Annotated in this window: 7 protein-coding genes; 6 read left to right on the forward strand and 1 reads right to left on the reverse strand. The window is 69.8% G+C overall.

The features are described from left to right. Positions 1–845: type IV toxin-antitoxin system AbiEi family antitoxin domain-containing protein (locus tag MJ785_RS06325; protein ID WP_239380181.1), on the reverse strand; the 845-nt coding region annotated here is incomplete at its 3' end. Positions 846–1,115: 270 nt separating this feature from the next. Here MJ785_RS06325 and cas6 point away from each other — a divergent pair. The 6 genes from cas6 to cas1b are packed head-to-tail and all read left to right on the forward strand — an operon-like array spanning position 1,116 to position 9,149. Continuing rightward, on the forward strand, positions 1,116–1,805 hold the full coding sequence (gene cas6 / locus MJ785_RS06330) for a CRISPR-associated endoribonuclease Cas6 (RefSeq protein ID WP_239380182.1): 690 nt from the start codon (positions 1,116–1,118) through the stop codon (positions 1,803–1,805). Continuing rightward, positions 1,802–3,271 (forward strand): hypothetical protein, encoded by a 1,470-nt coding sequence (locus MJ785_RS06335; RefSeq protein ID WP_239380183.1) that lies wholly within the window; start codon positions 1,802–1,804, stop codon positions 3,269–3,271. Before cas6 ends, MJ785_RS06335 begins: the two co-directional genes overlap by 4 nt. After that, the gene (gene cas7i / locus MJ785_RS06340; protein ID WP_239380184.1) at positions 3,271–4,332 is read left to right on the forward strand and encodes a type I-B CRISPR-associated protein Cas7/Cst2/DevR; all 1,062 of its coding nucleotides are present in this window, start codon (positions 3,271–3,273) and stop codon (positions 4,330–4,332) included. Before MJ785_RS06335 ends, cas7i begins: the two co-directional genes overlap by 1 nt. 5 nt (positions 4,333–4,337) lie before the next feature. Beyond that, the gene (cas3, locus tag MJ785_RS06345; protein ID WP_239380185.1) at positions 4,338–7,562 is read left to right on the forward strand and encodes a CRISPR-associated helicase Cas3'; all 3,225 of its coding nucleotides are present in this window, start codon (positions 4,338–4,340) and stop codon (positions 7,560–7,562) included. A 32-nt stretch (positions 7,563–7,594) separates the two neighbouring features. Next, on the forward strand, positions 7,595–8,128 hold the full coding sequence (locus MJ785_RS06350) for a CRISPR-associated protein Cas4 (protein ID WP_370652882.1): 534 nt from the start codon (positions 7,595–7,597) through the stop codon (positions 8,126–8,128). Positions 8,129–8,168: 40 nt separating this feature from the next. After that, positions 8,169–9,149, forward strand: coding sequence for a type I-B CRISPR-associated endonuclease Cas1b (gene cas1b / locus MJ785_RS06355; protein WP_239380188.1), 981 nt, complete (start codon positions 8,169–8,171; stop codon positions 9,147–9,149). Positions 9,150–9,152 lie beyond the last annotated feature (3 nt).

Here is a 9,152-nt window from a genome sequence, read left to right on the forward strand (position 1 = left end):
CCGTCGGCTTCGACGTCGAGTCGTCGGCTCGGCCAGGCGAGGTCAAGGCGGGCGATGACGCGTCCGGCCATATTTCTGACCGGCCATTGGAGCTGCTCAGGACCCAGGCCCGCGTCGATGAGGAGCAGCCGCAGCCGCGTTTCGAGCGGGGACTCGGCTCGGCCGTCAGCGTGCTGCCACCAGCTCGATCGCGTTGCCGCGCCCAGCCTGCCGAAGACGAGCGACCGAGCGCTGTTGAGATCGGTGAGATGGCCATCGTGCAACACCGCGTCCATGAGGGCGACGGCGTCATCGCGGCTACGACGCAGCACCATGTCGGCGAGCGTGCGTGGCGCCGACGTCGCCGGAACGCCGCAGACATCTGTGACCTGGGCGAGCGGTATGTCGGCCCAGTGCAGTACGACGCCGTCCGGCTGTGCCCGCGCGGCTCTGCGTGGCAGCAGGAGGTGCACCGGTTCGCTGGGCGCTGCCGTCGGGAGGCCGCCGAACCCGAGGAGCCGCGCCGCGGTGATCTCGCCTGCGACGGCGTCCGACCTGCGTAGCAAAGCGGCCCGAACCCGGCTCCGGAGCGGATGGGCTCCTGGCACGAGGTAGGCGCCTCGGCGCGGCTGCCGCCACTGGCCGATCTGGACGAGATGCGCGATCTGCCGGCGGGTCAGTCCGAAAGCCTGAGCCTGGGCTGTAGTGATCATCCCGTCCTGCCGCCGTGCCTGACGAAGGAGATCCGGGGTCAGATCGGGACGGGGATCGAGCATGACTGGATTTTTCCTGCGCCGGTTGGAGCGGCGCCATGCCTGGAACTGATCTGTGGACAACCACCGGCATTCGCTGACGACCGCTGACATCCACCGTTCATGATCGGCGCGTGTTTGTCATTGTGTACGTTTTTCCGGCTGAAATGCGTGCCGACCGACAAACACGCGCCGATCATCCTGGGGCCGGGCCCTGTCCGATAGTCACGATCATCTCACCTGTTGTTCGGCTTCGGATTGGTGGGTGAGAGGCTGCCGGTTCCGTCGTCCGTCAGTACCTGATGGATGCGGCGGCTTCGTGAGGATCGGGCGCTCAGCACCGATAGCAGGCAAGATCATAATGCGAGAGGAACGGGGAGCTGGATGAGATTTCGGGTGGACGTCGCCGCGGATGTGGACAGCATTCCGTGGGACCAGGTGTTCAGCCCTGCGCGCGGGGTCGCCTACGATCTGATCCGCGCTCAGGACGAGGCGCTGGCCGCCGAGTTACACGATCATGGCTACGCGGGCAGTTCGCTGCGTCCGCTTGGTCTGTCGGCGCCCCGCTTCCGCGGGGCGGGCCGGCGTACCGGCGTGTATGGCGCGTCCGGTGACGGCACGGTCTGGTTCGGCTCCCCGGTACCGCGGGTGGCCGCGGCGCTGCTGGCCGGGGTCGCCGGGCGCACGGAGCTCCGCTGGGGCACTGTCGCGCTGCGGGTGCGGGGCGTCCAGCTGGAGCCGATGCCGGACCACAGCCGCGGGTGGGCGGACTTTTCGACGGTGACAGAGGTGCTGGTGAAATTCGAGGACCGGTTCATCCACCCCGACCATCCGCGATATGCGGAAAGGCTCTGCCACAACCTGCGGCACAAGGCGGACCTGCTGGGCCTGCCCGGCGACCTGGAGATTGACATCGTGTCGTACGGGCCTGCGCGCAAGTTCCTGGTGCAACGCGCGCCCCGGTACGGCAGCACCGTCCAGCTGCGCGTGCATGCCGATCCCGTGTTGCTCGACGCCCTTTATGAATGGGGCCTGGGGCTCAACACCAACCAAGGATTCGGCTGGATCCGATGACCGCACCACCGGATGCCGGCGAACAGTTACGGACAGAAGTGCTGGCCTTGACACGTCATCCGATCCAACGTTGCGGAGCATGGGCGGTCACGATTCTCGCGGGCCGCGATCATCCGGATGACGTGACGGTGGGGGATCTCGATGATGTCGCGGCACGGATCGTGCGGGATGTCGTGCGGGCCGCCACAGCGGGTAAGGATGATGCGGCCTATGACTGGTGGAAGGTCCTGTACGCGCTGTTCCCGAACGCGAAGCCGACCCACGCGAGCCGGCCGCGGGACGCCGCCGCGCTGACCGCCGAGGTGGACCGGTTCTTCGCCGTGGACCGGGCGCGCGACGTGCTGCGGCCGTGTGTGTTCTGCGGCGCGATGGCCGGCGTCCTGTGGGCGAAGTCGATGCTGCCGATGTTCGACACGACGAAGTTCCGCAACACGCTGCCACCGGGGACGGCGGGCTGGCCGGTGTGCCGGGCGTGCCGGATCGCGGTGTGGGCGATGCCGTACGGCGCCGCGGTAACAGCCGGGTCGGCGACGGTACTGACCTGCGACGGTGACGTGGTCGAGCGGAATTTCGCGGCGCGGAACTGTGAACGGGCCGCCCGGATCCAGCAGGTCGGATTCAGCTCCCTGCCGTCTCATGCCTCTCCCGAGGCGGTGACATTGTGGGGGCTGCGAAACTACGCGGCACGGTCCGGCACGAACCAGCGGCCGGTCGCCACGACATTGTGGATGTTCAAGAACGACAATCAGGAGCCGTGGTTGCGGGTCACCGCCACCCGACTGGCGGTCGTGGGATTTCTGCGGGCTCTGCCGACCCAACCGACCGCCGCCCGGGGCTGGCGGCGGCTTGAAAGCGCTATGACCCGCCGCGCCGCGGACGGAACAGTCATCCGCAGCGGCCGTGACGCCATCGCCCGGACGTTGTTCGAACCGGTCAACGATCATCGGGACCGGCTGCTGGTCGAGCTGTTCAACCGCCGCGACGCGGTGGAGAAGACGTCGGCGTCGACCCTGCGGGACTGGCGGGCGTTGTCAGCGCTGTATCTGAGGGAGATGTGTGGAATGGACACGGGTGACCTGAAACCCGTCACCACGCTGCTGGTCGACTGGATCACGGCGGAGAAGAATCCCCGCGGCCGGTTCAACGAGTACCGGCAGGTGGCCGGGCGGACGTTCGCGCTGCAACGCCTGCTGATGGAGGCGAGCGCCCGGCTGCTGCTCGACGGGCGTCGTCCGTCGGACATCACCGGGGCGACCGAGACGCTGCTGGCCTCGACCCCGCCGGGGTGGCGCCTGCGCGGGCAGCTGTTTTTCGAGGTCGTCGCCGAGCTGGCCGCGCGCGGCGCGGCGATCGGCACCCGGGCTGAGAGCGACGAGGACGACGCCGACGACACCGACGGGCCGCACGTGGGGTTCGACCCGGATGCGGACGACGATGATGTTGACAATGACGGGGGGTACGCCTGATGGCGTTTCTGGCAGGAAAGATCGTGCTCGCGGTGGAGGCGGGCGCGCCGAACAACGGGGCGGGTGACACGACGACCGGCAGGGTGAAGAAGACCCGGATCCGGGGCCGGTACTACCCGTATGTGTCCGCGCAGGCGTTCCGCCGCTGGCTGCGGGACACGATGACCGCCGCCGGCTCGGTGCCGTCACCGACCGAGCGGGTCGGAAAAGCGCAGGGTAAGGCGCAGAAGGTGACCACGAACGCGGACCCGATCCGGTACGTCGATGACGACCTGTTCGGTTACATGAAGGCCACGGCGAAATCCACCGACGAGGCCACGACCGTGCGGGACACCCCGTTCATGGTGGGTACGTTCCTCGCGGTCGAGCCGGCGCAGCTCACCGAGGATTTCGGGGTGATGTCCCGGAACATTCCCGAGCCGGTGCTGCACTCGCACGAGTTCTACACCGCGGACCTCGCCGCGCCGTTCCTGTTCGACATACCACGGGTGGGCACGTTTACCCTGCCGGGCCCGAGCGGGTCGGGCCGGCCCAACTATCTCGACGAGAAAACCGCGCTGGGCTTTGCGGCCGCGGCGCAGGCCGGTGCGACCACGCAGACCTTCCGCGGCCATACCGCGGTACGCCTGCCGCTCGCCTCCCGGCGGGAGCGGGTCGCGGTCCTGGTGGAGGCGCTGGCGGAGCTGGCCGGTGGCGCGAAGAAGGCGTTGCACTACGGTGACCGCGTTCCGGCGCTGCTGGCGGTGGTGCCGATGGCGGGTGGGGTGAACCCGCTCGGCTTCGTCATCGACGGCGCGGAGGACGGCACCGGTCTTCAGGTCCGCGGTGACGTGCTCCGCAAGGAACTGGCCGCATGGCAGGGCGAATGGGAGCCGCCGGTGCTCATCGGCTGGCGGCCCGGCTTCCGCGATGTCCTGCGCAGGCGGTTCGAGGCCGACCTGGCCGAGCAGATCGCGGCCGGCCAGGTGGTGATCGATCATCCGCGGACGGTGCTGCTGGCGTTGGCCGCGCGGGTGCGGGACGGGCAGCACGACGCCTGGTTCGACGACCCGGCCCGGTGACCACGGTGAGCGAACATCCACGCTCGGTCCCGGTCGAGGCGCTGCGGGTCGAGCTGTTCGCGCCGGTCGCGTCGTTCCGGGACCCGATGTTCCCCGGGGTCACCCGCTGCCTGCCGGTGCCCGCACCGTCGACCGTGCGGGGCATGCTCGCGGCGGCCACCGGCCGGCCCGACGAACCGGTCCGGCTGGGGATGGCGGCCAGCGCCGCCGGTGACGGCATCGACCTGGAGACCTACCATCCGATCGCCGCGGACGGGAGCAACCCGGCGATCGGCGGCCGGGTCCGGGCGGGCAAGGGCGGCGCCACCGTCCGGGAACGGCCCTTCCTCACCGGCGTCCACGTGACCCTGTGGATTCCGGGTGCGGACGGCCGCCGGATCGAAGCCGCGCTGCGCCGGCCGACCTGGGGTTTGCGCCTGGGGCGCTCCCAGGATCTGGTGTACCTGCGGGGCCGGCCTCGGTGGACGGTGCTGCATCCGGCCGCGCAGGCGGTGGTCGGTCACGCTCTGGCCCCGCCGGACGGGCATGACGCGCCCGGGGCGGTGTCGGTCCGGCTCGCTGAGACGGTGAGCACCGACCGGTTCCGCACCGTCTACGGTTCGTTTCTGTGGTGCCCGACAGCTGCGGGGCGCCGGGATGTTCAGGGTGCCTACCGCGACGAGGGCACCGGTGAGGCGGTCTGGCTCCACGGCCCTGACCAGGCCGGCACCACGGATGGCGCCGATGCCGGGGAGATGGCCGATAACACCGATAGCCCCGGCGCTGCGGGCAACTCGGCGAGCGCCCGCGGCGATAGCGGTGGCGGCGGTGGTGACGGCGGTCATCGAGCTGCGCTCGACCAGGTGCTGGCGAAGTCCGCCACCGGCTCCGCGCACGGCCGGCCGGAGCCGCTGACCGACCACTGCGCGGCGGTGCGGGACGCCGCCCGCGCGGTCGCCGACCGCATCGGCCCGGCCGGGCCGATCGCCGCGGAACCGCGCTTTTGGGCCTGGGTGGAACAGGCCGCCCTGCTGCACGACGCCGGCAAGGTAGCCGCCGGTTTCCAGCGGCAGTTGCGGGTGCGCAAGGCGCCGTGGGGCGAGCGGCACGAGGTGCTCTCGCTGGCCTACGTAGACCTGCTCACCGCCGGTCAACCCGATCATGACCGGCTCATGACGGCAACGGGTGTCGCTTTCCACCACAAGCCACTGACGGTCAGCGGTGGCCTCGGCGACGGCCTGGCTGACAGGTACCCGTATGACGGTGGCTGGGAACACCGCTTCGGCCTCAACCCGGATGCTTTCGGTGACGAACCCCGCATCCAGGTCACCCCGGCGCGGCACGCCGAGCTGCTCACCTGGTTCACCGGCCAGCTCGGCACGAGCCTGCCGCCATCGGACGGCCGGCGGTTGTGGCAGCGGGCCCGTGATCTGTTCGTGGCGACGCGGGACGCCTGGATCGATCCGGTCACCCTGGAGGACGGCCTGCTGGCGGTGCTGTTACAGGGCGCGGTCACCCTCGCCGACCATTCCGGCTCCGCCCAGGTGCCGTTGCAGCGGCACATGCCGTTACCGTCGCGCTTTCTCGACCGACTGGCTACACCGTACGATCATCAGCGGGGGGCGGCGGCGGTCGACGGCCATCTCGTACTGACCGCGCCGACCGGCAGCGGTAAGACCGAAGCGGGTCTCGCCTGGGCGTCCACCCAGCTCGCGGGAATGCCGGGCCGGCCACGGCTGGTGTGGGTGCTGCCCTACCGGGCGTCCATCGACGCCGCCGCCGAGCGGTTCACCCATGCGCTCGACCCGCCACCGGGCGAGGCGGAGCCCGACATCGGCGTGCTGCATTCCACCGCTGCCCGCACGCTGCTCACCCGGGCGGTGGCGGAGGACTGCGCGCCCGGACCCGACGACGCGCGCAAGGCCCGCGCCCGCGCGGGGGCGATGCGACTGTTCGCCCAGCGGGTGCGTGTCGCCACCCCGCACCAGCTGCTACGGGCGGCGATCGCCGGGCCGCGCTACTCCTCAGTCCTGCTGGAGCAGGCCAACGCGCTGTTCGTCCTGGACGAACTGCACGCCTACGACCCGGTCACCTTCGGCCGGATCTGCGCGGCCCTGCGGCTGTGGAAGCAGCTCGGGAGCCGGGTCGCGGTGCTCTCCGCGACCCTCGCACCGCCGATGATCGAACTGGTTAAGGAAAGTCTGTCTCCGCAGCCGGTGGCGGTCGTGCCCGCCGCCGTGGGCACCGCGCCGGACCGCCACCGGCTCGTCCTCGACGAGGAGCCGGTCACCTCGCCGGCAAGCCTTGAGGTCATCATCGGATGGCTGTCCGAGGGGCGCAGCGTCCTGGTCGTGGCCAACACCGTCCGCAGCGCCCAGGCCCTGTTCGACGTGCTGGCGCCGGCTGCCCGCGCCGTGCATCCGGATGACGACGACGCGGCCCTGCTGCTGCACTCAAGGTTCAAAGCCCGTGACCGGACCGCGATCGAACGGCGAGTCGCCGCCCGGCATCCCGAACGCGAACCGGGCGAGCCGGCCCTGCGTGAGGGCCGTGGCGGACTCGTCGTATCCACCCAGGTGCTGGAGGTCTCGCTGTGCCTGGACTTCGACCGCGGGGTCAGTGAACTCGCCCCGATCGAAGCGGTCGCCCAACGTGCCGGCCGGGTCAACCGCCGCGGGCGCCATCCGGACGGGCCTGTCGAGTTCCGCGTTCACGCCGTGTCGTCCCACCTGCCCTACGAAGAGGAGGCGCTGGACGCGGCGTGGGCCGCCATGCAACGCACCGTGACCGGTGATCCGATGATCTCGGAACACACGATCGGTGCCTGGCTCGCCGACGTCTACGCCACCCCCTGGGGGCAGCAGTGGGCCCAGATCGCCCGCGAGGCGCGGGACGAGTTCGCCGCGGCTTTCCTGACCTTCCGCCAGCCGTTTGAGGACCGTGGCGAGTTCGCCGCCAGGCTTGACAAGGATTTCGACACCGTGCACGTCCTGCACGCCGACGACGTCGACGAATATCGGACGCTGTCGGACAGGCGTGACGGTCACCCGCTGCTCGCCGAAGGGCTGCTCATCCCCATCCGCTTCGGGCAGTACGCAGGCCTGTTGCGCGACCGGCATGCCCACGTCGACCGGCGTCTCAAACTGGCTGTGGTCGATCTGCCGTACACGGCCGAGGCCGGGCTGGATCTGTCCGCCGATCCGGACACGGGTGCTCGTGCGCAGGCCATCCCCGTGGACACCGTCCTGTGAGCGACACGAATCCTGTGAGCACCGTCGGCCCCGTGAGCCCCACGAGCAGCCCCACGAGCAGCCCCACGAGTGAGGTTGGTGACGACGGCCTCGGCGGTGTCCACATCAAGTACCTGCTGCACTGCCCGCGTCAGCTCTGGCTCTACATGCGTGGCTACCGGCCGGAGGCGTCCAGCGATCTGGTCGCCTTCGGTGAGGTCGTGGACGACACCACCTACACCCGCCGCCGCGACATCGACCTCGGTGAGGCGAAAATCGACTGGGTCACCACGGGTGCCGTCGTCCATGAGACCAAGTCCTCCCGTGCCCCTTCAGCGGATCATGAGGCGCAGGTCCGCCATTACTGCCTGCTGTTGGAACGGCGCGGGGTCCACGTGCGAGGCGGGACTGTCCACTACCCGTTGATCCGCCGGACGGTCACCGTGACCTGGAACGACCAAGCCCGCGCCGCCGCTCTGGACGCCGAGCGCCAGGCCCGTGCCGTGATCGCCGCGCCGTCGATACCACCACGGCTGGAGCGCAGGCGCTGCCGCGGCTGTTCCTATACCGACTACTGCTGGGGGTAGTTCATATGACCGACCATCGCCGGACGTCCCGGCCACCGGCATGAGCGCCGCCGGCCGCACGTACTGGCTGACCGAACCGTGCCGCATCCGCCGCGAGGACAACAGCCTGCGCATCGAGCGGGCTGACGCCAGCCCGGTGCACCTTCCGATCACCGATGTCCGCGATCTCGTGACCTTCGACCACGTCGACATCAACACCGCTGCGGTGTCGCTTCTCGGCCGGCATGGCGTGATGGTCCACGTCTTGGACCACTACGGCAACTATGCCGGCGCCGTCACCCCCGCCGAGGACATGTCGTCGGCTCAGGTGCTGCGCTGCCAGGTTGCCCTCACCGCAGACCCGGAGCAGCGGGTCGCAGTCGCCCGTTCACTGGTAGCCACGACTGCGGCAAATGTGCGCTGGGCGCTGGACACCGAACATCTCGATCGCGCCCTGGACACCCTTACCGCCCAGCTCCCGGACTGTCACAGCGCCGAACAGCTTATGGGGGCAGAGGGGAACTTCCGCCGAACGGCCTGGGGGGTGTTCGACACGATCCTGCCGGCCTGGCTGCGGCTGGACGGCAGGAGCCGCCGTCCACCGACCAATGCGGGCAACGCTTTTATCAGCTATACCAACAGCATCGTCTACGCACGGGTCCTCACCGCCCTGCGGTGTACCCCGCTGCATCCCGCGCTCGGGTTTCTGCACGCCGACACCGACCGGCGCCGTAACACCCTCGCCCTGGACCTGGCCGAACCGTTCAAGCCGCTGTTCGCCGAACGCCTGCTGCGTCGCGCCGCCGCGCAGAAGACGCTGCGGCCCGCCGACTTCGAAAGCGACGTCGGTCGGGCCTCCCTCAGCCGTGACGGCCGTAAGAAGGTCTCCACCATGATCCGGGAGGAGCTCGCCACGACCGTCTACCACCGGACGCTGCGCCGCAAGGTCTCCTATGAGGAGATCATCCATCTTGAGGCGCTCAAGATTGTCCGTCTCTGTCTGGAGGGCACCCCCTACAAGCCTTTCCGGCCTTGGTGGTGACGC

The sequence above is a fragment of the Protofrankia sp. CiT1 genome, from assembly GCF_917627335.1.
In the GTDB taxonomy this organism is placed as follows: Bacteria; Actinomycetota; Actinomycetes; order Frankiales; family Frankiaceae; genus Protofrankia.